This is a genomic window from Pseudomonas baltica, assembly GCF_031880315.1.
Classification (GTDB): domain Bacteria; phylum Pseudomonadota; class Gammaproteobacteria; order Pseudomonadales; family Pseudomonadaceae; genus Aquipseudomonas.
Genome location: NZ_CP134771.1, coordinates 1426104 through 1450107, shown reverse-complemented (window position 1 = coordinate 1450107; position 24004 = coordinate 1426104). Strand labels below are relative to the sequence as shown.

At 62.9% G+C, this 24004-nt stretch carries 19 protein-coding genes; 7 read left to right on the top strand and 12 right to left on the bottom strand.

The genetic code is table 11. The annotated features are described in order from the left end of the window. The first annotated feature begins 182 nt into the window (after positions 1 to 182). From REH34_RS06290 to REH34_RS06275, 4 genes are all read left to right on the top strand, one after another. Positions 183 to 1640 (top strand): SLC13 family permease, encoded by a 1458-nt coding sequence (locus REH34_RS06290; protein WP_226505802.1) that lies wholly within the window; start codon positions 183 to 185, stop codon positions 1638 to 1640. A gap of 21 nt (positions 1641 to 1661) precedes the next feature. Continuing rightward, positions 1662 to 2456: a 2-oxo-tetronate isomerase gene (gene otnI, locus REH34_RS06285; protein WP_311971120.1), complete on the top strand. Its 795-nt coding sequence runs from the start codon at positions 1662 to 1664 to the stop codon at positions 2454 to 2456. 204 nt (positions 2457 to 2660) lie between these two features. Then, positions 2661 to 3527 carry a pirin family protein gene (locus REH34_RS06280; protein ID WP_311971119.1) on the top strand — a complete coding sequence of 289 codons (867 nt, stop codon included), beginning with the start codon at positions 2661 to 2663 and terminating at the stop codon, positions 3525 to 3527. 322 nt (positions 3528 to 3849) lie between these two features. After that, positions 3850 to 5460 carry a glycosyltransferase family 39 protein gene (locus REH34_RS06275; protein ID WP_311971118.1) on the top strand — a complete coding sequence of 537 codons (1611 nt, stop codon included), beginning with the start codon at positions 3850 to 3852 and terminating at the stop codon, positions 5458 to 5460. Positions 5461 to 5502: 42 nt separating this feature from the next. Here the strand turns inward: REH34_RS06275 and REH34_RS06270 are convergent, their stop codons facing one another. From REH34_RS06270 to arnB, 8 genes are read right to left on the bottom strand one after another with little or no spacing between them, the layout of a single operon-like run. Beyond that, a complete protein-coding gene (locus REH34_RS06270; RefSeq protein WP_226505798.1) occupies positions 5503 to 6879 on the bottom strand; it encodes a UDP-glucose/GDP-mannose dehydrogenase family protein in 1377 nt (458 codons plus the stop codon). 9 nt (positions 6880 to 6888) lie between these two features. Then, positions 6889 to 7290 carry a 4-amino-4-deoxy-L-arabinose-phosphoundecaprenol flippase subunit ArnF gene (arnF, locus tag REH34_RS06265; protein WP_311971117.1) on the bottom strand — a complete coding sequence of 134 codons (402 nt, stop codon included), beginning with the start codon at positions 7288 to 7290 and terminating at the stop codon, positions 6889 to 6891. After that, positions 7287 to 7637 carry a 4-amino-4-deoxy-L-arabinose-phosphoundecaprenol flippase subunit ArnE gene (gene arnE, locus REH34_RS06260; RefSeq protein ID WP_311971116.1) on the bottom strand — a complete coding sequence of 117 codons (351 nt, stop codon included), beginning with the start codon at positions 7635 to 7637 and terminating at the stop codon, positions 7287 to 7289. The genes arnF and arnE overlap by 4 nt, the downstream gene beginning before the upstream one ends. Continuing rightward, positions 7634 to 9283: a lipid IV(A) 4-amino-4-deoxy-L-arabinosyltransferase gene (arnT, locus tag REH34_RS06255; RefSeq protein WP_311971115.1), complete on the bottom strand. Its 1650-nt coding sequence runs from the start codon at positions 9281 to 9283 to the stop codon at positions 7634 to 7636. Before arnT ends, arnE begins: the two co-directional genes overlap by 4 nt. Further along, positions 9280 to 10164 carry a 4-deoxy-4-formamido-L-arabinose-phosphoundecaprenol deformylase gene (gene arnD / locus REH34_RS06250; protein WP_311971114.1) on the bottom strand — a complete coding sequence of 295 codons (885 nt, stop codon included), beginning with the start codon at positions 10162 to 10164 and terminating at the stop codon, positions 9280 to 9282. The genes arnT and arnD overlap by 4 nt, the downstream gene beginning before the upstream one ends. Next, positions 10164 to 12155: a bifunctional UDP-4-amino-4-deoxy-L-arabinose formyltransferase/UDP-glucuronic acid oxidase ArnA gene (gene arnA / locus REH34_RS06245; protein WP_311971113.1), complete on the bottom strand. Its 1992-nt coding sequence runs from the start codon at positions 12153 to 12155 to the stop codon at positions 10164 to 10166. Before arnA ends, arnD begins: the two co-directional genes overlap by 1 nt. Beyond that, positions 12152 to 13165, bottom strand: coding sequence for an undecaprenyl-phosphate 4-deoxy-4-formamido-L-arabinose transferase (gene arnC, locus REH34_RS06240; protein ID WP_226505792.1), 1014 nt, complete (start codon positions 13163 to 13165; stop codon positions 12152 to 12154). Before arnC ends, arnA begins: the two co-directional genes overlap by 4 nt. Further along, complete coding sequence (arnB, locus tag REH34_RS06235; protein WP_311971112.1) at positions 13162 to 14310, bottom strand: UDP-4-amino-4-deoxy-L-arabinose aminotransferase; 1149 nt, start codon at positions 14308 to 14310, stop codon at positions 13162 to 13164. Before arnB ends, arnC begins: the two co-directional genes overlap by 4 nt. Before the next feature lie 428 nt (positions 14311 to 14738). Here arnB and REH34_RS06230 point away from each other — a divergent pair, with 428 nt between their 5' ends. Then, positions 14739 to 15980 carry a multidrug effflux MFS transporter gene (locus tag REH34_RS06230; RefSeq protein WP_311971111.1) on the top strand — a complete coding sequence of 414 codons (1242 nt, stop codon included), beginning with the start codon at positions 14739 to 14741 and terminating at the stop codon, positions 15978 to 15980. Between the two features lie 185 nt (positions 15981 to 16165). On the opposite strand, the gene REH34_RS06225 is transcribed toward REH34_RS06230, so the two are convergent. Genes REH34_RS06225 through REH34_RS06215 form a run of 3 tightly spaced genes read right to left on the bottom strand, consistent with a single transcriptional unit; the run spans position 16166 to position 19907 of the window. Next, the gene (locus tag REH34_RS06225) at positions 16166 to 17392 is read right to left on the bottom strand and encodes a cytochrome c (protein ID WP_311971110.1); all 1227 of its coding nucleotides are present in this window, start codon (positions 17390 to 17392) and stop codon (positions 16166 to 16168) included. Further along, positions 17389 to 19152 carry a GMC family oxidoreductase gene (locus REH34_RS06220; protein WP_311971109.1) on the bottom strand — a complete coding sequence of 588 codons (1764 nt, stop codon included), beginning with the start codon at positions 19150 to 19152 and terminating at the stop codon, positions 17389 to 17391. The genes REH34_RS06225 and REH34_RS06220 overlap by 4 nt, the downstream gene beginning before the upstream one ends. Positions 19153 to 19157: 5 nt before the next feature. Beyond that, positions 19158 to 19907 (bottom strand): gluconate 2-dehydrogenase subunit 3 family protein, encoded by a 750-nt coding sequence (locus REH34_RS06215; protein ID WP_226505787.1) that lies wholly within the window; start codon positions 19905 to 19907, stop codon positions 19158 to 19160. A 557-nt stretch (positions 19908 to 20464) separates the two neighbouring features. On the opposite strand from REH34_RS06215, the gene REH34_RS06210 reads away from it, so the two are divergent. Beyond that, positions 20465 to 21706 (top strand): glutamine synthetase family protein, encoded by a 1242-nt coding sequence (locus REH34_RS06210; protein ID WP_311972053.1) that lies wholly within the window; start codon positions 20465 to 20467, stop codon positions 21704 to 21706. Positions 21707 to 21809: 103 nt separating this feature from the next. Further along, the gene (locus REH34_RS06205; RefSeq protein WP_409373253.1) at positions 21810 to 23087 is read left to right on the top strand and encodes an MFS transporter; all 1278 of its coding nucleotides are present in this window, start codon (positions 21810 to 21812) and stop codon (positions 23085 to 23087) included. A gap of 108 nt (positions 23088 to 23195) precedes the next feature. Here the strand turns inward: REH34_RS06205 and REH34_RS06200 are convergent, their stop codons facing one another. Beyond that, on the bottom strand, positions 23196 to 23981 hold the full coding sequence (locus REH34_RS06200) for a flagellar regulator YcgR PilZN domain-containing protein (protein WP_311971108.1): 786 nt from the start codon (positions 23979 to 23981) through the stop codon (positions 23196 to 23198). Positions 23982 to 24004 lie beyond the last annotated feature (23 nt).

Below are 24004 nucleotides of genomic sequence, written 5' to 3'. Positions count from 1 at the left end.
AGCGGGCTCTTCCCGGGATGCTTTTGGGGCGCATGGGCCAGCCTCTTCGCGAGCCTGGCTCGCTCCCACAGGGTATAGCGGTGCGTTCAGCGGTTTCACCCAGACAATAACAACAGGACATAGAGCATGACTTACCTTCATCGCATATCCGTATCACGTCCCTGCCGAACAGGAGCCCGCGCATGAGCCCGATCCTGTTGATGACCATCGCCGGTGTCGGCATCGCGTTGCTGCTGTTCCTGGTGCTCAAGTACAAGTTCCAGCCATTCGTGGCCCTGATGCTGGTCAGCATCCTGGTAGCACTGGTGGCCGGTGTTAAACCTGCCGATCTGGTAGCGACCATCGAAGGCGGCATGGGCAAGACCCTTGGCCACATCGCCATCATCATCGCCCTGGGCGCCATGATCGGGCGAATCATCGAGCTGTCCGGCGGCGCCGAGGCGCTGGCGAAAACGCTGATCGCACGCTTCGGCAACAAGCGCACGCCGCTGGCACTGACGGTTGCGGGCTTCATGGTCGGCATCCCGGTGTTCTTCGAAGTGGGGGTGATCATCCTCATGCCGCTGGCCTACGGTGTCGCTCGCGCTGCACGCAAACCGCTGCTGATCTTCGCCCTGCCGATGTGCGCGGCGCTGCTTAGCGTTCATGCCTTCCTGCCACCACACCCGGGTGCGGTCGCCGCTGCCGGGCAACTGGGCGCGGACCTGGGCCGGGTGCTGATGCTGGGCCTCCCGATCGTCGCGCTCCTGTGCATCGTCGGCTACTTCATCGCCGGGCGCATGACCCGCAAGACCTACCCGATGACCGACGATATCCGCAGCGAAGTCTACGGTCCGCACATCACCAACGAAGACCTGGTGGCCTGGGCCAACGACGACTACTCGCACACCAGCGAAGCCGCGCATGCCAAGACCCTGGGCCTCGAAGAAAGCGCCAGCAGCCTGAAAAGCAAACTGCCACCGGCGCCAGCGCCCGGCTTCGGTTTGATCATTGCTCTGATTTTGCTGCCGATCATCCTGATCCTGCTCGGGACGCTGGCGACGACCCTGCTGCCGGCCGGTTCCGGTCTGCGTGATGTGTTGACGGTATTGGGCGCGCCCTTGGTGGCGTTGTTGCTCGACACCCTGTTGTGCGCCTGGTTGCTTGGCTCGCGCCGTGGCTGGAGCCGCAGCCAGGTCTCGGACGTGATCGGCTCGGCACTGCCGGGCGTGGCCATGGTGATCCTCATTGCCGGTGCCGGCGGCGTGTTCGGCAAGGTGCTGGTGGACACCGGCATCGGTGCGGTAGTGTCCGAAGCGCTGCGCTCCACCGGCTTGCCCGTGCTGGCGTTGGGGTTCCTGTTGACCTTGCTGTTGCGTGCCGTGCAGGGTTCGACCACGGTGGCGCTGGTGACCACCGCCGGGATCCTCAGCCCGCTGATCGCGACGCTCAACCTGAGCCCCAACCACCTGGCGCTGCTGTGCCTGGCCATGGGCGGTGGCGGCCTGGCGATGTCCCATATCAACGATGCCGGTTACTGGATGTTCACTAAACTTGCGGGTCTGAACGTCGGTGACGGCTTGCGCACCTGGACCCTGCTGGTGACTCTCCTGGGTACCCTGGGCTTTTTGGTGACCCTGCTGCTCTGGCCTTTTGTCTGATTCTGCAATCACGGAGATACCATGCCTCGTTTCGCTGCCAACCTCAGCATGCTGTACACCGAACACGATTTCCTCGAGCGTTTCGCGGCTGCTGCAGCGGATGGTTTCAAGGCGGTCGAGTTCCTGTTTCCCTACGACTACAGTGCGCAGACGCTCAAACAGCTGTTGCTCGAGAATGGCCTGGAGCAGGCCCTGTTCAACGCGCCGCCCGGTGACTGGGCGGCAGGGGAGAGGGGCATCGCCTCGCTGCCGGGCCGCGAGCAGGAGTTTCGTGACGGTTTCCAGCGCGCGCTGGAGTATGCGGCGGTGCTGGGCAATGACCGGATCCACGTGATGGCAGGCCTGCTGCCGGACGAGTCAATGCGTGCCCGCCATCAGGCGGTGTACGTCGACAACCTGCGCTACGCTGCGGCGCAGGCCGCCAAGGTCGGCGTCACCGTGGTGCTGGAGCCGATCAACACCCGGGACATGCCGGGGTTTTTCCTCAATTACCAGGCTCAGGCGCAGGGTATTTGCGCCGAGATCGGCGCGGACAACATCAAGGTGCAGTTCGACTGCTATCACTGCCAGATCATGGAAGGCGACTTGAGCGTCAAGCTGCGTCGGGACATGGCTGGCATTGGCCATATCCAGATCGCCGGGGTGCCGGATCGGCATGAACCGGACTTGGGCGAGCTGAATTATCCGCAGCTGTTCGAGTTGATCGACCAGTTGGGCTATAAAGGCTGGATCGGTTGCGAATACCGTCCCAAGGGCAGCACCAGCGCAGGCCTGGGCTGGCTGCGGGCCTGGCGCGAGCGCAGCGAGCAGGCGTGATCGGCGCGTTTCACTTTCAATCCTCGGTGGCAATGGGTAGGGTTCGGGGATGTGCTATTCCCCTAAGCATGATGGTGTTCGTGCCGGTCTTTTCGCGGGCAAGCCTTGTTCCCACAGGTTTACATCTGTGAGAGCACGGCTCGCCGGCGAAAAGGCCAGCCCGTGCACCGCATACCTGCCTGATCTACCGTCGCCGAGGCCCTCATGTCGACCCTGCGTATCTTCAAGCAACACCCTGCCTATCGCGATGACATCGCCGACCTGAGCACCATCCGTCCGGTGCCGGGCCCTGGGATCGAGCAGCTCGACCCGTTCCTGTTCCTCAACCATCACGGCCCGCAGATCTACCGGCCCAACAACAACGGCCTGCCGTTTGGGCCGCATCCGCACCGTGGCTTCGAAACGGTGACCTTCATCCTCGACGGCGAGCTTTCGCACCTCGACAGCGGCGGCCATGAAAGCATCATCATGGCCGGCGGCGTGCAATGGATGACGGCCGGTGCTGGCCTGATTCACGCCGAACTGTCCCCCGAGGCGTTCAAGCGCAACGGCGGGCCGCTGGAAATCCTGCAGCTGTGGGTCAATCTGCCGGGCCGCCTGAAAATGGTCGCGCCGGCCTATACCGGTTTGCAGCGCGAGCAGATACCGGCCATTGAAGTGGACGGTGGGCGCGGGGTGGTCAATCTGATTTCTGGCGAGTTCGCCGGCCAGCGCGGGCCGATCGAGTCACTGACCCAGGTGACCATGATGACCGTGCACTTGCAGCCGGGCGCCGAGGTCCGGCTGCCGACGCCGCCGGGGCAGACGGTGTTCTTCTATACCGTCAAAGGTGAGGTGCAGGTGGAAGGCGAGGTCGCGCGCTTGCATCATCTGATCGAGCTGAACGACGGCCCGGATACCGTGACCGTGCAGGCGCAATCGGTGGCTACGCTGCTGTTCGGGCATGCCACGCCGATCAATGAACCGGTGGTCTCCCATGGGCCGTTCGTGATGAATACCCGGGCCGAGATCAATCAGGCTATCAGCGACTATCAGCAGGGGCTGTTCGGAGCAATCCCCGGGACACACTAAGGGCACAGGCGGCTCGGCACGCCTTTGGCAATTAGTTGATTTCCCGTTCACCGGGATTTGACGTGGCGGCTACCAAAATGCCGTCGTTCGACAGTGGGGCCTCTTAGCGGGCGAGCCTTGCTTCCACAGTTCGCCGGTGGACCTGGGTTCGTACTGCTGTGGGAGCAAGCCTTGCCCGCGAAGGGGCCACCAGCTTCAACACCGGCCCCTGGTTTATTGATTCAAGATTTGTAATTGCCTGGTTTATCCATAACCCGGACAGCTGCCGTTCAGTTTGCCCACGAAATAATTCCCCGTCCCCTTTCTTGCAAGGCAGCTACCGATGTCATCCAGTCTGGCCGTGCGGCCATCCCCGGCGCAGCGCCGCCAATCACTGTGGCTGGGCCTGTTGGCGCTGCTGTTGTTCGTTGTCGGCAATGTTCATCAGACGGCCATCGGTTTCGATTCGCGGTTCGTCATGTTCGCCCAGGAGATGCTGCGCAACGGCCCCAGCTTTTTCCCCACCACCTACGGGCAGCCCTACCCGGACTACTCCGCCACGTCGACGTTTTTCGTCTATCTGCTGTCGTGGCCCTTCGGCCAGGTCAACAGCCTCACCGCCTGGCTGCCCTCGGCGATCGCCAGCGCCACGGTGGTGGTGCTGATGTATCGGCTGCTGGCGCCTTATTCGCAACGCTGGGCGCTGGCCAGCCTGACGCTGATGCTGATGAGCCTGATGTTCATCAGCGAGACCCGTGCAGTATCGCTCGACCAGATGCTCGCGGCGGTGGCCTTTGCAGTGTTCTATCTGGCCTATGCCGCCGATCACTTCGCTGCCCCCCGGCGCCTGGGCTGGGTGTTGGTGCTGCTGGCGCTGGGCTTCGCCATTCGCGGACCGATCGGCCTGGTGATCCCCACCGGTATGTTGTGCGGCTATTACCTGGTCGGCGGGCAATGGCGCCGGCTGTTCACCGTCGGTTTTGCCGCCCTGGGGCTGCTGGCGATCGGTATCGCGCTGACGCTGTGGCTGGCGCGGCTCAGTGGCGGCGATGCTTTCGTCCAGGACGTGATCCGCATGCAGGTGGTGGGCCGCATCGACGGTTCCGAAGGCGCCAGCGGCCCGTTCTATTATTTCAGCAGTTCGCTGGGTAACTACGCGCCAACCTATCCCTTGGCGTTGCTGACGCTGGCCGTGCTGGCGTGCAGTCGCAAAGCGCGCAACAGCCAGGCGCTGCGTCTGGTGGCGGCGTGCTCGGTAGCGGGGCTGATCGTGCTGGTGGGCTTGTCGATCCCGTTGGCAAAAAAAGCCCGCTACGTGCTGCCGATGTTGCCGATGGCTGCCGTGGTGGCCGGATATTCGTTTCAAGCACTGGGCGGGCGGGCGCTTGCAGTATTGCGCGTGTCGATTCAGGCGCTCTGGCTGATCTTGCCGGGGGCGTTGATCGTCGGGTTATGGCTGGCGCAGCGCAAGCTGGGCGAGCCCGTCGCTTCGTTGATCTGGATCTCGGTATTGCTGGCCGTGCTGCAGATACTGGCCGTGGTAGTGCTGTCGCGCCCGCATTGGCGCAGCGCCGGAGTGGGCGGTTGCGCGGTGTTGGCGGTGTGGCTCGCGTATGTCGGTGTGGTCGAGCCGCTGCAGCATGCGCAGTACGACACCCGTGAGTTCAGTGAGGCGGTCTATCGCACAATCCAGAACGCCCCGGCGCCGCTGGTGCTGCAGGGGCTGACCAAGGACGGCAAGGCGATCAAGTTCATGGTCAATATCGATGCCGACCTGCCAGCGACCTTCAGCAGCAGCGCCGATCGGTTGCAGACGCTGCAGGGCCCGGCTTACGTCGTAGTCAGTCAGGACGATTGGCAGGCGTTGCCGGCCGACGTCAGCGGGCGATTCGAACAGGTGCTGCAGGGCCAGTTCGACAAGCAGCCTTACCTGTTGATGCACTTGGCGCAGTGAATGTAGCGAGGGGGCAAGCTCCCTCGCTACATGAAGCCGAAATCAGACCGAAGCCTGGCCCTTCCACTTGCCATGGGGAATCGGCAACTCGTGCGACTCGCCACGGCCAATCGGATAGTAAGTAAAGCCCTTGAGCTTCATGCGCTCGGCGTCGTACAGGTTGCGACCGTCGAAAATCAGTGGTGCTTTCAGGCGCTTCTGGATCATCTCGAAGTCAGGTGCCTTGAACTGTTGCCATTCGGTACAGATGATCAGCGCATCTGCCCCGCTCAAGGCGGCTTCCGGCGTGCCCATCAAGTGCAATTGAGGGTGCTCGCCGTAGATCAGTTGGGTCTGGTGCATGGCTTCAGGGTCGAAGGCGCGGACATGGGCGCCGGCCTCGAACAACGCTTCCATCAGCTCCCGGCTCGGGGCGTCGCGCATGTCGTCGGTGTTGGGCTTGAACGCCAGGCCCCAGAGGGCGAAGGTCTTGCCCTTCAGGTCGCCCTGGTAATAGGCGTTGACCCGTTCGAACAGCTTGTGTTTCTGGCGCTGGTTGATGGCTTCGACGGCCTGCAGCAGGTCGCTCGAGCAATTGGCCGCTTCGGCGCTGTGGATCAGCGCGCGCATGTCCTTGGGAAAGCATGAGCCGCCATAGCCGCAGCCAGCGTAGATGAAGTCGTAGCCGATGCGCGAGTCGGCACCGATGCCCTGGCGTACCGACTCGATGTCGGCGCCCAGGTGCTCGGCCAGTTCGGCGATCTGGTTGATGAAGCTGATCTTGGTGGCGAGCATGCAGTTGGCAGCGTACTTGGTCAGCTCGGCGCTGCGCAGGTCCATGAACATGATGCGATCGTGGTTGCGGTTGAACGGCGCGTACAGTTCGCGCATCACCTCGCGCACTTCTTCGCGCTCGCAGCCGATGACGATGCGGTCCGGGCGGCGGCAGTCGTTGACGGCCGAGCCTTCCTTGAGGAATTCCGGATTGGAGACGATATCGAAGTCCAGGCGGCGACCACTGGCCGCCAGCGCCTTGTCGATGTGCGCGCGCAGGGCGTCGCCGGTGCCCACAGGCACGGTGGATTTCTCTACCACGATCAACGGCTCGGTACGGTGCCGGGCAATGGCATCGCCCACCGAAAAGACGTATTTGAGATCGGCGGAGCCGTCGTCGCCCGACGGCGTGCCCACGGCGATGAACAACACCCGACCGTGCTCGGCCGCGAGTTTTTCATCGGTGGTGAAACGCAGGCGCTTGTTTGCCAGGTTGTCTTTGACCAGTTCGGCAAGGCCCGGCTCGAAGATGCTCACCTGGCCCTGTTCGAGCAGCTTGACCTTGGCTTCATCGACATCCATGCAGAGCACGTCATGGCCGACTTCGGCCAGAACGGTGGCTTGTACGAGGCCGACATAGCCACTACCGATTACACTGATTTTCATGCGCGGATCCTAAGGCTCGATGCGGGGTGTGCGTCTTGAGTTGATGGTCATGACGCCGAGGATGACCAAGGTCACTCCCAGGGTTTTGAAAGCGGAAAAGTCTTCGTGGAACGCCGGAACACTGGCTGCCAGCAGATAGACCAGCGCGTAGCTGATGCTCAGCAGGGAATAGGCGCGTCCCAGGGGCAGGTCCCGCAGTGCCATCAGCCAGCAGCCCATGGAGAGCGCGTAGGCGAATATGGCGCCGGCGACGATGGCCAGGTCCTGATACGACAGGGTGCTCTGGCTGAACGCCTGTAGCCACTGGCTGGGCGACGGCAGCCGCGCCATGCTCCAGCGCATCCCCAACTGGGCACTGCTGACCAGCAATACGCTGCCCATGGCAAAGCTCAACCCGCGCTGCAGGCTCATACCTGCCACCCCAGACACAATACGCCGAGCATGATCAGGCCCACGCCCAGCCAATGACGCCGGTCGATGTGCTCCTTGAACAGGAAGCGTGCAGCCAGGGTAATCAGCACGAAGTTCAAGCTCAGCATCGGGTAGGCGATGCTCACTTCCAAATGCTGCAGAACCAGCAGCCAGAGCAGCAGCCCGAAGCCCAGGCTGGCGAGCGCCAACCACAGCCAACCGCTGCTCAATTTGCCCAGCAGGCCGGGCTTGGCATGGGCGCCGCGCCAGCTCTCGACGGCATGTTTCTGGGCGATCTGGCCCAGGCAGGTGAGCAGGCAGGCGACCAGCAACAGGACGAAAATCATGACGGCGTCTGAGCATAGACAAGGATCACCAGGCCGCCTTGTTCATAGCGCTTGGCATCGCTGGGCAGGCGCTCGAGTTCATGGTCTTCACCCTCGCCCTTGACGCGCATGATCACGCCCACGGAACCGGTTTTGCGCGCATCGATGATCCATTGGCCGACGTTGTCGAGGGTAACGCGCCGGTACTGGGCGTCGGGGTAGTTGAGCCCGTAGTTGGCCTCGCCCTCGGTGTTGTAGAGGAAGATCTGCGGCTTGGCGGTATGCCACGACACGGCCGCTGCAGCCCCCAGTTCGTTGGACATCAGAGTGTGCATCTGTTTGAGCTCGGCACTGTGCCGCGCGATAAAGGCATCCGGTGTCTTGCGATTGACCACCACAGCGGGCAGTACCGCCGGGAGCACCGCCACCAGCAGCCCCATGGCCAACCCGGGTGCCATCCAGCAGCGAGCAGGCTTGAAGCTGCTGACCAGGTTAGCGGCTATCCACGCCAGTAGGACGGCGCAGATCAGCGCCACGTGCCAGGGCTCGTCGATGTAGATCGGCCGCCTGTGCTGCACGGCCGCCAGCATGCCCAGGCAGACGATACCAAGTACCGCGTTGAGTCCCGAGTTGACCCGCAAGGCGCGGTGGCGACCGGCCTCGAGTGCCGTGATCAGGCTATGCCCCATCAACAGCGCCAGCGGCAGCATGCACGGCAGGATATAGGTGGGCAGCTTGCCCTTGGCCAGGCTCAGGAAGGTCAGTGGCAGCAACAGCCACAGCGCCAGGAAGACGATGTTCGGTTGCAGGCGCTGGCGCCAGCTGTGCTCCAGTGTCATCGGCAGTAGAGCTGCCCACGGCAGGCTCGACAGCACCAGCAACGGCAGGTAGAACCACATCGGTTCGTTATGCTGGGCGTCATCGCCAGCAAAGCGCTGGATGTGTTCGTGCCAGAAGAAAAAATGCCAGAAGTCCGGCTCCTGCAGATGCACGGTGATTGCCCAAGGCAGGCAGAGCAGCACCGCGACGAGCACGGCGACCCAGCCGTAGCGCAGCAGTTCGCCGAAGCGCTTCTGCCAGATCATGTAGGGCACGCCTACCAGCACCGGCAGGGCCAGGGCCAGGAAGCCTTTGGTCATCACGCCGATGCCGCAGGTCAGGCCCACCGCTGCCCAGGCCCACAGGCGGGTGCGGCGACTGTGACTGTCGAACGCCCACCACAGGGCCATGAAGCTCAGGTTGACCCACAGGGTAAAGGGCGGATCGATATTGGTATAACCGGCCAGGCCGACGATCAGGCCAAAGCTCATGTACAGCACGGCGCAGGCCAGGCTGCGGCGCGGGTCACGCCACAGGCGCTGGGCCATGAGGTAGGTCAGCAGCACGCTGAGGCCCAGGCTGAATGCCGAGGCCACGCGCACGCCGAACAGGTTCTGACCGAACACGGCTTGCCCGGCGGCGATCATCCAATAGCCGGCCACTGGCTTTTCAAAATAGCGCAGGCCCATGAAGTGTGGCGCCGCCCAGTGGCCGGTCAGGAGCATTTCCTGGCTGGCCTGGGCATAACGGGTTTCATCGGGTGCCCACAGCCCGTGGAACGACAGGGGGATCAGGTAAAACAGAGCGCACACGAACATCAAGGAGAGAACGGCCCGTTGTCGGGTCATGGTTGTTGCACTCCCAACCAGCCTTCGCGGCCATTCAGGTGCCCGCGGCGCAGGTGGCCGACGGGTATCGAGTCGTGGGACGCCGGCAGCATGTCGCCCAGCGGCGTGAAGCGGATGCCCTGGCGTTGCGCCTGTGCCAGCAACTGGCGAAAGGCGCCAGCGTACAAGATGCCTTCGACTTCGGCATGGATGGTGTACAGGTTCAGCGCCTGGGGCTGGAAGCGTTGCAGGATCCAGGCGTTGAAGGCCTCGCTGCTGACTTGCGGCCCGACCACCTCATCGAAGGTCGGCAGATCGACGGGTATCTGTACGGTGCCCGGCTGGCCGTCGGCCAACTGCGGACGAAAGATCGAGGTCCCGCGGCAGTCGCTGTTGTAGCGAAAGTCGAAGGCCTGTTTGGCTTGCACGACACGCTCGTCGCTGCGCCAGCCGGCGGTCGCCGAGCAATCGACGGCGCGGCCGAGAATATCGCTGAGGGTATCGACCCCGAGGCGAATCTGCTCGTGCAACTGGGCATCGCTCCAGCGCCCGGCATTGGCCTGCCAGCCATGGTGGTCCCAGGCGTGCAAGCCGACTTCGTGACCGGCGTCCTGAGCCTGGCGCATCAAATGCCCCAGGTCGCGACCGATCGGTTTGCCGGGCCAGGCGGTGCCGGCCAGGAGAATATCCCAGCCGTACAGCCCGGCGGCGTTGGAGCGCAGCATCTTCCAGAGGAACTGCGGTTTGATCAGCCGCCACAGATGCCGGCCCATGTTGTCCGGGCCGACACTGAAAAAGAATGTCGCCTTGACCTGGGCCTCGGCGAGCATGTCGAGCAGTCGCGGCACCCCTTCACGGGTGCCTCGGTAGGTATCGACATCAATGCGCAAACCTGCCTGCATCAACGTTTGCCTTCTCGTTCCAGCATGGCTTCGCGCAGGAAGAAGTCGAGGGTCTTGCCGATGGTTTCGCTCAGCTCCACCGTGGGTGCCCAGTTCAGCAGGCGGCGGGCGTTGTCGATGCTCGGCTTGCGGTGCGACACGTCCTGGTAGCCGTTGCCGTAGAAGGTCTTGCTTTCGACTTCACGGAAGCCGGCGAACGGCGGGAAGTTGCCGCGCAGCGGGTGCGCTTCGAACTGACGCAGCAGCTCTTCACCCAGTTGGCGAATGCTGGCTTCGTTGTCCGGGTTGCCGATGTTGATGATCTGGTTGTTGCACACGCCGTTCTGGTTGTCGATGATCCGCGCCAGCGCCTCGATGCCGTCGGCCACGTCGGTGAAGCAGCGTTTTTGCGCGCCGCCATCGACCAAGCGGATCGGGGTTCCTTCGACCAGGTGCAGAATCAGCTGGGTAATGGCACGCGAGCTGCCGATACGGGCCGAATCCAGGCGATCGAGACGCGGGCCCATCCAGTTGAACGGGCGGAACAGAGTGAACTTCAGGCCCTTGTCGCCGTAGGCCCAGATGACCCGGTCCAGCAGCTGCTTGGAGACCGAGTAGATCCAGCGCTGCTTGTTGATCGGGCCGACGATCAGGTTGGAGGTGTCTTCGTCGAAGTTCTGGTCCTGGCACATGCCATACACTTCAGAGGTCGACGGGAAGATCACGCGCTTGTTGTACTTGACGCAGTAGCGAACGATCTTGAGGTTTTCTTCGAAGTCCAGCTCGAACACGCGCAGCGGGTTGCGGGTGTATTCGATCGGCGTGGCGATGGCCACCAGCGGCAGCACCACGTCGCACTTCTTGATGTGGTACTCGATCCATTCGGAGTGGATGCTGATGTCGCCTTCCACGAAGTGGAACCGTGGGTGGCTGCGCAGGCGCTCGATGGCGTCGGAGCCGATGTCCAGGCCAAACACTTCATAGCGTTCGTCCTGCAGCAGACGCTCGGACAAGTGGTTGCCGATGAAACCATTGACGCCCAGGATCAGCACGCGGGTCAGGCGGGTCGGACGGCGATTCTGGGTGCTGATCAGGCGCGAGCCTTCGACCAGGCCCAGTTCGTTGGCCAACTGGGCGCCACTGAGGAACAGCCCGGCGTCGCCACGCTGGCCAGCGGTGATTACCAGCGAGTCCTGGCCGCAAGCGATGCGCAGCGGGTTGACGCTGATGACCTGGCCAGGCGCAGTACCTTCGTTGCCGGCCACGACCTGGGCGTTCCACACGATCAGTTTGTTTTCGCCCACGGCGCAGAAGGCGCCCGGGTACGGCTGGGTCACGGCGCGCACGAGGTTGAACAGCTTCTCGGCGGGCTGGTTCCAGTCGATCAGGCCATCAGCGGCGGTACGGCGACCGTAATAGCTGCCCTTGCTGATGTCTTGCGGGGTTTCCTTGAGGGTGCCGGCCGCCAGTTGTGGCAGGGCATCCTTGAGCAGGGCAGCCGCGGCTTCGCGCAGCTTGCCATGCAGGGTCAGGGCGTTGTCGGTGCGCTCGATGGCGACGCGCTGTTGCGCGGCGATGTCGCCGGCATCGGCGCGCTTGACCATGCGGTGCAGGGTCACGCCGGTTTCAGTTTCGCCGTTGACCAGCACCCAGTTGGCCGGTGCGCGACCACGGTAGTGGGGCAGCAGCGAGCCATGCAGGTTGTAGGCGCCACGCGCGAATGAGCTCAGCACGTCACCATTGAGCAGGTTGCGGTAGTAGAACGAAAAACCGATGTCGGCGCCCAGCTTGCGGATACGCTCGATCCAGATCGGGTGGTTGACGTCTTCCGGCGCGTGCACGGCGATGCCTTTGACGGCGCACAGTTGTGCGACCGAACCATAGAAGGCGTTTTCCTTCGGGTCATCGGCGTGGGTGAACACTGCCGCGATGTCGTAGCCGGCGTCCAGCAAGGCTTGAATCCCGGCACAGCCGATATCGTGATAGGCAAAAACAACGGCTTTCAAAGTCATGACGCAGCCTTGGTGGTGGAGTTGGCAGAAGAAGGTTGGGTGTCGCGCTCGGGTGTCTTGGCAGGATTGCGCAGCACGCGTTCGATAAAGAAGCGTGGGCGCGCGCGCACATCGCTGTACATGCGCCCCAGGTATTCACCCAGCAAGCCCATGCCGATGAACTGGCCACCGGTGAACACGAACAGCACGGCGAACAGCACGAAGCTGCCCTCACCGGCCCAATGGGCACCGAACATCAGCCGCAGGGCGATCAGGATGAAAGCAAACAGCACACCCAGGAACGCCATGATGAAGCCGACGATACTGAGCATGCGCAGCGGCGTGGTGGTCATGCAGGTGACCAGGTCGAACATCAGGTTGACCAGGCGCATCGGGCTGTACTTGGAGTCGCCGTGCTCGCGCTCGGCGTGCTGCACCAGCACCTCGGTGGTATGGCGGGCGAAGCTGTTCGCCAGGATCGGGATGAAGGTACTGCGCTCGCGGCACGACAGCATGGCGTCGACCACCGAGCGGCGGTAGGCGCGCAACATGCAGCCGTAATCGCTCATGGCCACGCCGGTGGAGCGCTGCACGGCCTTGTTGATCAGCTTCGACGGCCAGCGGCGCAGGGCCGAGTCCTGGCGGTTGTTGCGCACGGTGGCGACCACGTCGTAGCCCAGGCGGGCCTGTTCGAGCAGGCGCGGGATCTCTTCGGGCGGGTTCTGCAGGTCGGCGTCGAGGGTGATCACCAGGTCGCCCTTGGACTCTTCGAAACCGGCCATGATGGCGGCGTGCTGACCGTAGTTGCGGTTGAGGATCACAGCGACCACCTGGCTGCCTTCGCGCGCGGCGGCGCGCAGGAGCATTTCGGCAGATTCGTCGCGGCTGCCATCGTCGACCAGCACGATCTCGTACTCGCAGTCGAGTTGCGTGCAGGCGGCCTCGGTGCGGCGCAACAGTTCAGGCAGGCTTTGTTCTTCGTTATAGACCGGGATGACGATCGAAACGCTATTGATTGGATAAGGTCTCACGGGCGACGTCCGAGGGTTGTTTCAATGGCGCAGGCGACACGTTCGACATCGTCGAGGGTCATGTCGGGGAACAGTGGGATCGAGCACAGGCGTGCCGAGTTCCACTCGGTGGCGGGCAGCTTCACATCAGGGAAGCGCTCGCGATACCAGGTGTGCAGGTGCGTGGCGATGAAATGGATGCCGGTGCCGATGCCTTGCTCCTGCAGCCCCTTCATGAAGGCCTCGCGGTCGATGCCGCAGCGCTCGGGATCGACGCGCACGATGTACAGGTGCCAGGCATGCTGCTGGGGATAGCTGGGCAACTGCAACGATTCGATCGGCAGGTCTGCCAGGCGCTGCTGGTAGGCGCCGGCAAGCCTGGCGCGCTGAGCGTTGATGTCGTCCAGACGTTTGAGCTGCACCAGGGCAATGGCGGCGTTGATATCGGCCAGGTTGTATTTGAAGCCTGGCTCCATGACCTGCGCCTGAGGCTTGCGGCCGTGGGTCATGCGGTCGTAGGCGTCGACGCCCAGGCCATGGAACTTGAGCATGCGCACGCGATCGGCGAAGGCTTGATCGTCGCTGACGAACATCGCGCCTTCGGCACAGGTCATGTTCTTGATGGCGTGGAAGGAGAAGATCGCCGTGCCTTGCTGACCGATGCGGCGACCGCGGTACTGGGTACCGGCCGCGTGGGCCGCGTCTTCGATGACCTTGAGGCCATGGCGATCGGCCAGCGCATAGAGCGGGTCGAGGTCGAACGCCGCGCCCGCGTAATGCACGGGAATCATGGCTTTGGTGCGCGGCGTGATGGCGGCCTCGAAGGCGCTGACGTCACTCATCAATGTATCGCGGTCGACATCGATGAACACTGGCGTGGCGCCCAGCAGGCAGATCATGTTGGCGGTGGACACCCAGGTCTGCGACGGGGTGATGACTTCATCACCCGGGCCGATGCCGAGCGCCAGCAGCGCGATGTGCATGCCGCCGGTGGCCGAGGACAAGGCCACGGCATGTCGGGCGCCGACGTATTCGGCAAACTGTTGTTCGAGTTCCTGGGCCTTGGGCCCAGTGGTTATCCAGCCGGAGCGTAATACTTGCTCGACGGCGGCGATTTCCTCATCGCCCATGCTGGGGCGCGAGAAGGGCAGAAAACTTTGGCTCATGACATTCCTTCAGGCTAGGTTTTGCAGGCAACTATCGCCCATTCGCAGCAGGCTCCATGCCCAGGTAAAGCGTAGCGGTATGAGTCTGTAAATCTAGGCCAGGTCCGATTCCAGACCGGTTGCCGGATAATTCGATAGACGACAGTCCGGCTGTTGACGCGATGGTAGCTCGCTCTGCCACGGGGGGAAATAAACCTTGTGCTGAGTTTTGAAGTTGTTCAGCCACCGTTCATGTTGGGCGCAATTTAGGACCACGGCGGTACGTTTGCAGTGAAGCGCTTGTCAAAAATATGTCGACACATTTTGAATCATAATGAAGTTTGTATCAGGCGGGGCTATGTTAATTCGTTGCATTGCTTATAATTGTCTCGCTATCTAAATAATATGCCTGCTGGCCCGCTCGGACAGGCACTCAAGCGAGTCCGTTCATGTCCGACGTTCGCCCTGCGGCAATCCCCGTTGCATCACCCATCGTCAAACCTCCCCTCTGGCTGCTGGTCATGATTACCATCAGCGGCACACTCGCCATGCACATGTTCGTTCCAGCGCTGCCGGCTGCGGCGCGGGCTTTCGATGTCAGCCCGGCGGCGATGCAGATGACCATCAGCGTCTATATCCTCGGCCTGGCAGCCGGCCAGCTGGTGTACGGCCCGCTGTCCGATGGCCTGGGGCGCCGACCCATGTTGCTGTTCGGGCTGGGGCTGTATACCGCAGGCAGTCTTCTCGCATCGCTGGCCGGTGATGTTCATACCCTGATCGCGGCCCGTCTGCTGCAGGCCTTGGGCGGCTGCGCGGGGCTGGCGCTCGGGCGCGCCATGGTACGCGATACTTCGACCATCGATGACTCGGTCCGCGACCTGGCATTGCTCAATCTGATGGTCATGGCCGGGCCTGGCCTGGCGCCGCTGGTGGGCTCGCTGCTGTCGGTGCATTTCGGCTGGCGTTCGATCTTCGTGGTGCTGGGCGGCATGGGGCTGGTGACCTTGCTCTTCAGCTGGCGGCACTTGCCAGAGACCAGTCGGCCGTCTGGTGAGGTCAGCCTCAGGGCATTGCTGCGCGATTATTCGCGGCTGTTGCGTTTGCCCTCGTTTGTCGGCTACGCACTGGGCGGTGGCTGCACCACGACGTCGATGTACGGTTTTATCGCGGCGGCGCCGTTCATCTTCGTCGATGAGTTGCATCGGCCATTGCAGGAGGTGGGCTTGTACCTGGGGATGTTGATCGTCGGGATGTTCGTCGGCAATGCCCTGACACGGCGGCTGATTCGCGTCGTGCGCCTGGAGAGGTTGCTGCTGGTGGGTAACCTGATCGGCCTGGGCAGCGCGCTGACCTTGCTGGCGGTGGTGTTGCTCGGGGCGGTGAGTGTGCTCACGGTGATGATCCCGATCTGTCTGTTGACGCTTGGGGCGGGGCTGGCGAGCCCGGCGGCGATGACCAAGGCCTTGAGTGTGGACGCCCATTTGGTGGGGTCGGCGGCGGGGTTCTATGGCTTTGCGCAGATGCTGGTGGGGGTGCTGTCGACCAGCGCGGTGGGCCTGGGCCATGACCCGGCATTAGCGGCCGCGACGGTACTCAGTATTGCGGCGGTGTTGGGCTTGACGGGGTTTTGGGTGGGGGTGCGGAACGAGCGCAAGGACCGGGCTGCGGATAATCTGGCTGCCCGGCCGTAGTGGTTGGCGATCTTGCGGGCCTCTTCGCGGGCAAGCCTTGCTCCCACAATGTACAGCTCACTCGTGTGGGAGCCTTGCTGTCACAAATGTACGGCTCAGTCGTGTGGGAGCCTTGCTGCCACAAATGTGAGGCTCACTCGTGTGGGAGCAAGGCTTGCCCGCGAAGGGGCCGGCAAGCCGACCGACTATTTAGTCCGCAACGCCTCGCGCAGGTCCTTCACATCCCCGCTCGACACCGCTGGCGCAGCATTGCCCCAGCTGTTGCGTACATAGGTCAACACCGCCGCGACGTTATCATCCGACAAGTTCCAGCCGAACGCCGGCATTGCCGGCGCCGTCGGTGCGGCGTCGGTGGAGCCAGCGCGACTGCCGGACAGCACCACGCGGATCATCGACGCCGGATCGCTGCCATTGACCAGCGGCGCGCCTGCCAGTTTCGGGAACAGGCCCTCGACACCTTCACCCTTGCCGACGTGACACGCCGAGCAGCGATCGGCATAGATCGCCTTGCCGGCGACCATGGTCGGATCGTTGGCGGCCAACGCCTTCGGCGCCTCGGCGGTCTTGGGGTCATCCTTGAGGTAGACCGCCACCGCCATCAGGTCTTCGTCCTTCCAGTGCTGCGAAGAATGCTCGACCTCTTCAGCCATGGGGCCTGAAGCGATATCGAAGCGGTTGGCGCCGGTCTTCAGGTACTGGACGATGTCCTCGGCGCTCCAGCCACCGATGCCAGAGTGGGGATTGGCGGTGATGTCCGGCGCTACCCAGCCCTGCAGATTGTTGCCGCCCAGGAAGTGATCGTTGTCGTCACCGCCGATAATGCTCTTGGGCGTATGGCAGGTGCCGCAGTGCCCCAGCCCTTCGACCAGATATGCACCGCGGTTCCATTGCACGGATTTTTGCGGATTGGCCTTGAACTCGCCTTGGGTGAAGTTCAGCAGGTTCCAGCCGATCAGGCTGGTGCGGATGTTGAAAGGGAAGGGCAGCTGGTTGGTTTCCACCGGATTGTCCGACGGCTGCACGGTTTGCAGGTAGGCCCAGATCGCCATGTTGTCTTCGCGCGACACCTTGGTGTACGCGGTAAACGGCATGGCCCCGTAGAGGCGCTTGTTGCCTGGGCTATGGCCCTCGGACATGACCTTCTGGAAGTCCTCGAACGTCCAGCGGCCGATACCGTGGACCGGGTCCGGCGTGATGTTGGCGCCCAGCAGCTTGCCGAACGGCGTATCGAGTATCACCCCGCCAGAAAACAACGGCTTGTTCGGCAAGGTATGGCACGCGGTGCAGTCACCCAGGGTCGCCAGGTAGCGGCCCTTTTCCACCAGGTTGTAAGAGTCGCCGCCGGTGCCAGCATGGGCGTAACCGACCGCCAGGCCCAGCAGGCCGGCGCACAACGAAAGGGAGGTTTTCATACGCTGATCATCTCCCCAGGACGTTTGAGGTAGCGGCTGCGGATGGCATCCGCAGCCTTGAACGCCAGGGCGCACACGGTGCCGGTCGGGTTGTAGCCGGGGTTCTGCGGGAAGGCCGATGAGCCCACCACGAACAGATTCGGCACCCCCCACACCTGCAGGTGCTTGTTCACCGAGCTGGTGGCCGGATCGGCGCCCATGATGAAACCGCCGACGATGTGCGAGGACTGATACGGCGCGCTGTCCCAATGGCCTTGCTGGCTTTTCACGACCATTTCGCGCGGATTCATGCTCTTGGCGATTTCCGCGACCTTGCCGATGCAGTATTTGGCCATCTTGCGATCGTTTTCCGGGAAGTCGAAGGTGATGCGCAGCAGCGGACGGCCATGGGGGTCGACGTAGTTCGGGTCCAGCGACAGGTAGTTGGTGCGCACCGAGTAACTGCTGGCCTCGCAACCGATGGACATGGTGCTGAGGTAGTTCTTGACCGTGGCCTGCTTCCATTTCGCGCCCCAGGCCGGGGTGCCTGGCGGAACCGGTCGCGAGTCGATGGGCGCGGCGCCGATCGGTGTCACGCGGGTACTGCCGCCACCCATGAAGCCGAGGCCGGAGTGGTCGAAGTTGTCGTTGTTGAACTCGTCGATGCCCATACCGATGGCGCCACCACCGATGAAGGGGTTGAAGTTCTTGTCATCGAAGAACATCTGCACGCTGTTGGCGGTCTGGTACGCGTAGTTGCGCCCGGTGGTGCCGGTGTTGCTGACCGGATCGTAGGGCTTGCCGACCCCGGACAGCAACATCAGCCGCACGTTTTCGAAGATGAACGCCGAGATCACCACCAGGTCCGCCGGCTGCTCGAATTCATCGCCATTGGCATCCACATAGATGATCCCGGTGGCCTTGGTGCCCGTGCTGTCCATCGTCACCTTGAGCACTTCGGCGTTGGTCACCGCGGTGAAGTTGGGCTTGCGGATCAGTGCGGGCAACACCGTGGTAATGGCGCTGGCCTTGGAGTAGTTGGCGCAGCCGTAGTTGGTGCAGAAGCCGCAATAGGTGCATGGCCCCATCTTCACGCCAAGGGAGTTGGTGTAAGGCTGCGAGACCAGCGCCGAGGGCACCGGGAACGGCTTGTAGCCCATGTTGCGGGCCGCCTCGGCGAACAGGGTCGGGGCGTAGGTCTGCAGGGTGGGCGGATTAGGGTATTCGGCCGAGCGGGCGCCTTCGAAGGTGTTGCCGCCCTCGATGATCTGGCCCTTGATATTGCCGGCCTTGCCGGACACGCCTGCCAAGCGGTCGAACGCGGCGTAGTAGGGCTCCATTTCTTCCCAGTCGGTGCCCCAGTCCTGCAGGGTCAATTCAGTTGGCAGCTCCTTGCCGTAACGCTCGGTGAGGTGGCTGTGCAGGCGAAATTCGTGGGGCTGGAAGCGAAAGGCGATGCCGGCCCAGTGGTTGCCGGCACCGCCGGTACCGTTGCCGGGGTGGAACGAGCCCCAGGTGCGCATCGGCAAGGCGGTTTCGCTGGCGCTGTTGCGCATCGTGCAGGTGTTCTGCTTGGTGCGCAGCATCAACTCCTGGCGGCGGTTGTAGCGCAGTTCGTCGGCCGCCGAGGCAAGGTTGAAGTCGCTGGCGGTATCGCGCCAGGGGCCGCGTTCGAAGCCGATGACGTTCAGGCCGGTGTCGGCCAGTTCGTTGGCGATGATGGATCCGGCCCAGCCGAGCCCGACAACCACGATGTCAGTGGAAGGTAGTTTCTTGGCCATGCGGATTAACCCTTCTTGTTCCAGGCGGAGCTGCCGATGATGGAGAGCGGCACCAGATCGAGTTTCTGGTTGTGCTGGCCGATGTAGTCGCGGTAGTCGTAGCGGGCACCGGGAAAGCCGATCATCTTCCAGGACACCATTTCACGGTTGCCGCCGTAGATCGGGTCGGCGAAAAAGCCTTCCATGGTGTTGCCGAGCACTTGCTGGAAAAACAGCTTGCTGTCGACGCCATCGAATTGCGCCGTGCCGTTCTCCAATGCGGCCAGGACCTGATCGCGCTGTTCGGCGGACAGGCCGCTGAAGGGTTTCTGGAACTGCGCCTGGCAATATTTACCCAGCGCGGCGAGGCCCAGGTTGTAGCGCTCGCGCGGGTTGAGCGGCGACTGGTCGCCTTGGGTCGGCGTGCCTTTTTCGAACGGACCTTCGCGGTACAAGCGGGCAAAAGTGCCGTATTCGCCGGCCAGCTGGCGGTCGATGAACACCGCGCAACCGGCGTCCTTGCCGCTGACGCTGAGGTCGTCGGCCGGGATCAGGCGTTCGACGATGGCTTCGACTTCTCGGCCCTGTTCAGCGCTGAAGAATTGCCAGCCTGGAGTGTCGTAGTGCTGAGGGCCGTTGTGGTCGAAGGGGATCCATTGCGGTACGCCCACCAGGGTCGCGGCCTTGGCGCTGGCCGCGGCGCCCACGGCGACGGTGGTGGCGGAGGTAAACAGCAGTTGCCTGCGGGTCACTCCCTTGTTGGGCTTGTCGGTCATGCAGGGCTCCTGCAGCAGACGTCAGCGAGCGATCCGCAATGGATGCGCGCAGTGAGGCCTGTTGCGTGGTGATCACGGTTGTACCTTGTCTACGCAAGGCGAAGTGCTGCTTGGGGGCAGGTGCGACTTTTGGTAGCGCGCGCGTTGGGTTTGTTTCGTGAAATAATAAGGCGCGTGCAAGATAAGTCATCTATATGACTGCCCGGTTTTCAGCTTAGACATATTTTGACGTATTCGCGCCAGGCATTCGGTAACAGGCTCTTGCGTGGAGTGTAACAATCGCTCTGGGTCCTGGGTGTGAGCGGTGGTGCTGCGGACCCCGTCGCCGCCGAAGAGGTCGGTCCCCCGCGCCAATCGCGAAGCCTGGCGATGTCGGCGCGCCGCTTGATCTTTGTCCAGTGCAATGCGATTTTGTCGAGGCAGCCATCCCGGCGTGTTCTCACAAGGATCGAGTCATGACGACCGCTTGCCCGCGCTCCCTCGCCGAGCGCCTGACGGGCATTGATGAAATCGAATGTATCACCCCCGATCTCAATGGCGTGCCCCGCGGCAAGGTCATGACCGCCGAGGGCTTTGAGCAAGGGCGCCGCCTGCAATTGGCGCGGGGGGTACTCCTGCAATGCATCATGGGCGGCTACCCGGCCGCCGAATTCTACGGCGCGGATGATGGCGACCTGGCTCTGGTGCCTGATCTGACCCAGCTCTATCGACTGCCCTGGAGCGATCAGCCGCGTGCGCTGGCGATCTGCGATGCCGAAGAGCTCGATGGTCAGCCCTCGTGCTTGTCCACACGCGGCCAGCTCAAGGCCGTGATCGCCCGCTATGCAGCCCAGGGATTGGCGCCGGTGGTGGCCACCGAGCTCGAGTTCTACGTGTTCGATCGGCATCGCGATCCCCAGCAGCCCTTCTTGCCGCCCAAGGGTCTGGACGGGCGTCGCGAAGACGGTGCCAGCGCCTTCAGTGTCAGCTCCAACAATGGCCTGAGGCCGTTTTTCAGTGAGGTCTATCGCTGCATGGCGGCCTTGGGCCTGCCACGCGATACCTTTATGCACGAGATGGGTGTCAGCCAGTTCGAGATCAATCTGCTGCACGGCGACCCGTTGCTGCTGGCCGATCAGACGCTGCTGTTCAAGCACCTGCTCAAGGAGGTCGGCCTCAAGCACGGCTTGATGGTGGTGTGCATGGCCAAGCCGTTGGCGCATACCGCGGGCAGTTCGATGCATATTCACCAGAGCCTGATCGCCCTGGACAGCGGTCGCAACGTGTTCAGTGATACGGCCGGGGAGCCGACGGCGATGTTTCGTCACTTCATCGGCGGCCAACAGGCGGCTATGGCTGACTTCACCGCGTTGCTGGCGCCGAACGTCAACTCCTACCACCGCTTCATTCATCCCTACGCCTCGCCGAACAACGCGTGCTGGTCGCTGGACAACCGCGCGGCGGGCCTGCGTATTCCGGCCAGTTCGCCGGCGGCGCGGCGGGTCGAGAACCGTCTGCCTGGCGCCGATGCCAATCCCTACCTGGCCATTGCCGCGAGTCTGGCGGCCGGCTTGCATGGCATCGAGCGCAGGCTGGAGCCGAGTGCGCCGGTGCAGGGCGAAATGACTGTGCCGGATAATTTGTCGCTGCCTTGTACCTTGCACGCTGCATTGGAGCGTCTGACACGCAGCGAGCTTGCCAAGGAACTGTTCGGCAAGGAGTTCATCGAAGGCTTTGGTGCGAGCAAGCAGCTCGAACTGATCAGCTTTTTCAACGAGATTACCCCCTGGGAGCGCCGTGTACTGGCGGCCCACGCTTAGCAGGAGGGGATGTCGCGGCTTTAGCGGTTTGACCGGTGTTCGTGTTGGCGAGCATCCGGTCTTTTGTTGTTTCCATCACCTCAAGGAGCCGCTCGGAACGCCGATGCGCCAGATCTGGAAAAATTTTCGCGCGCTGTATTTCGCCGCCCTGATGATGTTGATCGGTTCGGGCCTGCTCAGCACTTACCTGGGCTTGCGCCTGGCGGCCGAGCATGTCGACGGTATATGGGTGGGCGCCTTGATGGCGGCCAACTATTTCGGCTTGGCTCTGGGGGGCAAGATCGGTCACCGGCTGATTGCCCGGGTCGGGCATATACGTGCCTACGCCGCCTGCGCGGGTATCGTCGCTGCGGCGGTGTTGGGCCACGGGCTGGTGGATTATCTGCCGGCCTGGATCATTCTGCGGGTGATCGTCGGCCTCGGCATGATGTGCCAGTACATGGTCATCGAGAGCTGGCTCAATGAGCAGGCCGAAGCGCGCCAGCGTGGGCTGGTGTTCAGCGGCTACATGATCGCCTCCTACCTGGGTTTGACGCTGGGGCAGTTGATCCTGGTGATCCACCCGGGGCTGGGCAACGAACTGCTGATGCTGGTGGCGCTGTGCTTCACCCTGTGCCTGGTGCCGGTGGCGCTGATCCGCGGCATTCACCCTTCACCGCTGCATCCGGCGCCCATGGAGCCGCGGTTCTTCATGCAGCGGGTGCCGCAGTCGCTGACCACGGTGCTGACGGCGGGCCTGATCATTGGTTCGTTCTATGGTCTGGCACCGCTGTACGCCACGCAGCAAGGCATGAGTACCGAGCAGGTCGGGCTGTTCATGGGGAGTTGCATTTTCGCCGGGCTGGTTGTGCAGTGGCCGCTGGGCTGGCTTTCGGATCGCTATGATCGACCGCTGTTGATTCGCTGCATGGCAGTGGGGGTCGTGCTGGCCTCGGTGCCATTGGCCGTGTGGGGGAGGGCGCCGGTAGAAGTGATGTTTGTTGCGGGCTTTGTCGTGTCCTTGCTGCAGTTCTGCCTGTATCCGTTGGCGGTGGCATTCGCCAACGACCATGTCGAGGGCGAGCGGCGGGTTTCACTCACCGCCATGCTGCTGGTGACCTACGGTGTCGGCGCCTGTATCGGGCCGCTGCTGGCGGGGGTGCTGATGAACTACTTCGGCAGTCAGATGCTTTACGTGTTCTTCGGCTTTTTTGCCCTGTTGCTGGTGGTCCTGATCCGACCCAAGGCGGTCACCAATCTGCACGTGGTGGACGACGCGCCTCTGCATCACGTGGCCATGCCGGACAACATGACCAGCTCGCCTTTGGTGGCGGCATTGGATCCGCGGGTCGATGAGCAAGTGGTGCAGGATCAGATGCAGGATGAACCAGCCAAGACGTGATGACGTCGCGAGGGGGGCTTGCCCGCGAAAGATGTATCAGGCCCTGACAAGGGGCCTGGTGCAGTTTTTCCGGGGGGAAGGGGCGAGCCCCCTCGCTACAGGTGCGTCTCAGAAATCGTCTTTGTCGAACCGTCGCGCTTCGCGCTGCAGCTGGAAGACGAAGTTCTCGACATTGCGCAGGGTCGCCGCAGAGATGTTGTGAAAGCGTACGCCGGCGAAGGTGATGCCCAGGCTTTCCTCGTAATGCAAGTGCCGCAGTTCCACCGCAGTGGTGAGCCTGGTGTATGGCGTGGGCAGGTGCGCGGTGTAGCGCTCGTAGATCTGGCCCAGTTGCAGCGCTTCGCTGTGGTCGCCGTCGAAACGCAGCTTGCAGCCGGTCGCGGAGATATCCAGCAGCTTGCCCCTGAGCGAATTCTTGAGCTTGTCGCCGGCGAGTTCGACGTCCACCAGGGCAGTCAGCTTGAGGGCGGCACGAAAGGCGTTGCGGCGCTGGTGATAGAGGACTTCGCGGGGCATGTCGCCGCGGTAGCTGCGGCCGTTATCTGCGCTGTCGACCACGGTCATCATGCTGTGGCATTCCCAGGCGATACGTATCCCGTCGTGGAAGCCTTCGACCCGGAACGGTTCGCCCGCCTGCAGGTACTTTTCGCCATCGCGCGGGATCATTTCGTCCAGGGCCATGGTGGAATTTTTATGATCGACGTCGACCAGAAAAGTCTGGAAGCGCTGGGCACGATCGGCAAAGGTGATGGTCAACGGATCGTGGGATTTTTCCAGGGCGCGCAGATTCGACGCAATTTCCAGTGGTGTGGTGAGCACCTTCGGCGGCTGCGGAGCGTCTTCGGCGTTTGAGACGTTGAACACGGTGCTTGTATCTCCAGGCAAAATCGACATCCAGTGGCTGGCATTCTGCCAGC

What these genes read in the sequence shown, in the direction of transcription:
- REH34_RS06290 (WP_226505802.1), top strand. Translation starts at nt 183, where the DNA reads ATGAGCCCGATCCTGTTGATGACCATCGCCGGTGTCGGCATCGCGTTG.
- otnI (WP_311971120.1), top strand. Translation starts at nt 1,662, where the DNA reads ATGCCTCGTTTCGCTGCCAACCTCAGCATGCTGTACACCGAACACGAT.
- REH34_RS06280 (WP_311971119.1), top strand. Translation starts at nt 2,661, where the DNA reads ATGTCGACCCTGCGTATCTTCAAGCAACACCCTGCCTATCGCGATGAC.
- REH34_RS06275 (WP_311971118.1), top strand. Translation starts at nt 3,850, where the DNA reads ATGTCATCCAGTCTGGCCGTGCGGCCATCCCCGGCGCAGCGCCGCCAA.
- REH34_RS06270 (WP_226505798.1), bottom strand. Translation starts at nt 6,879, where the DNA reads ATGAAAATCAGTGTAATCGGTAGTGGCTATGTCGGCCTCGTACAAGCC.
- arnF (WP_311971117.1), bottom strand. Translation starts at nt 7,290, where the DNA reads ATGAGCCTGCAGCGCGGGTTGAGCTTTGCCATGGGCAGCGTATTGCTG.
- arnE (WP_311971116.1), bottom strand. Translation starts at nt 7,637, where the DNA reads ATGATTTTCGTCCTGTTGCTGGTCGCCTGCCTGCTCACCTGCCTGGGC.
- arnT (WP_311971115.1), bottom strand. Translation starts at nt 9,283, where the DNA reads ATGACCCGACAACGGGCCGTTCTCTCCTTGATGTTCGTGTGCGCTCTG.
- arnD (WP_311971114.1), bottom strand. Translation starts at nt 10,164, where the DNA reads ATGCAGGCAGGTTTGCGCATTGATGTCGATACCTACCGAGGCACCCGT.
- arnA (WP_311971113.1), bottom strand. Translation starts at nt 12,155, where the DNA reads ATGACTTTGAAAGCCGTTGTTTTTGCCTATCACGATATCGGCTGTGCC.
- arnB (WP_311971112.1), bottom strand. Translation starts at nt 14,310, where the DNA reads ATGAGCCAAAGTTTTCTGCCCTTCTCGCGCCCCAGCATGGGCGATGAG.
- REH34_RS06230 (WP_311971111.1), top strand. Translation starts at nt 14,739, where the DNA reads ATGTCCGACGTTCGCCCTGCGGCAATCCCCGTTGCATCACCCATCGTC.
- REH34_RS06225 (WP_311971110.1), bottom strand. Translation starts at nt 17,392, where the DNA reads ATGAAAACCTCCCTTTCGTTGTGCGCCGGCCTGCTGGGCCTGGCGGTC.
- REH34_RS06220 (WP_311971109.1), bottom strand. Translation starts at nt 19,152, where the DNA reads ATGGCCAAGAAACTACCTTCCACTGACATCGTGGTTGTCGGGCTCGGC.
- REH34_RS06215 (WP_226505787.1), bottom strand. Translation starts at nt 19,907, where the DNA reads ATGACCGACAAGCCCAACAAGGGAGTGACCCGCAGGCAACTGCTGTTT.
- REH34_RS06210 (WP_311972053.1), top strand. Translation starts at nt 20,465, where the DNA reads ATGACCGCCGAGGGCTTTGAGCAAGGGCGCCGCCTGCAATTGGCGCGG.
- REH34_RS06205 (WP_409373253.1), top strand. Translation starts at nt 21,810, where the DNA reads ATGCGCCAGATCTGGAAAAATTTTCGCGCGCTGTATTTCGCCGCCCTG.
- REH34_RS06200 (WP_311971108.1), bottom strand. Translation starts at nt 23,981, where the DNA reads ATGTCGATTTTGCCTGGAGATACAAGCACCGTGTTCAACGTCTCAAAC.